The 868-nt window shown below is 58.6% G+C and carries 1 protein-coding gene; it reads right to left on the reverse strand.

Annotation, left to right across the window (positions count from 1 at the left end):
- Nucleotides 1-10 precede the first annotated feature (10 nt).
- Nucleotides 11-820: an IS5 family transposase gene (locus QEG70_RS16940; protein ID WP_308721639.1), complete on the reverse strand. Its 810-nt coding sequence runs from the start codon at nt 818-820 to the stop codon at nt 11-13.
- Between the last annotated feature and the right edge of the window lie 48 nt (nt 821-868).

An 868-nucleotide genomic window follows, 5' to 3' on the forward strand; every position in this document is an offset into this window, starting at 1 on the left:
CTAGAGGGTGTTATGCACCTTGGGCGAGCATAGCTGCATTTCTTAGCATGAAGCACGCGAACGCGATGACATGGAGACTTGCGAGGGTTGAGGCATAACGCTCGTAATCCTTGACGAGCCTGCGGCAGCGTGTTGCCCATGCGAAAGATCGTTCAACGACCCATCGGCGCGGCAGCAGGACAAAGCCACGTTTGGCCTCGGGCAACCTGACAACTTCAAGGGTAATCCCCTGGGCCCGTGCTGCCCCGGCAGGTTTCTCGCCGGTATATCCCTGATCGACATAGGCCAGTTCAACGCTCTCGTCTGTCGCGTCCTGAATGGCGGCAGCAAGACGTCCCACCTCGGCGCGATCATCCCGACTGGCTGGTGTGACATGCAGGGCCAGCAGGTGTCCCAGCGTGTCCACAGCCATGTGCAGCTTTGATCCCTTTTTGCGCTTGGCCCCATCATATCCGGCGCGGGAACCGCTTTCCGGCGTCGAACGTAATGTCCGGCTGTCGAGAATGGCGGCCGTTGGCTCCGCCCTGCGGCCAGAAGCGATACGCAGCACGGCACGCAGATCAGATACCAACGCGTCAAAACAGCCTGCCTCCATCCAGCGACGGGATTGCTGGTAGACCGCCGACCACGGTGGAAGGTCATTCGGCATGGCGCGCCAGGCAATGCCGTAACGGATCACGTAACGCAATCCATTGAACAGTTCGCGCAATGCGTGATGTCGTTGTTCCGCATCCTCGCGCATCAGGACCAGATACGGGACAACCAGAGACCATTCTTCGTCTGATACATCAGAGGGATACGGTTTGCGTGCAGGCGTCATCCCTCATTACTGCACCAATCAGGCACGAAAGTACATAACACCCTCTAG

Source organism: Komagataeibacter xylinus (assembly GCF_031081985.1).
GTDB classification, from domain to species: Bacteria; Pseudomonadota; Alphaproteobacteria; order Acetobacterales; family Acetobacteraceae; genus Komagataeibacter; species Komagataeibacter xylinus_E.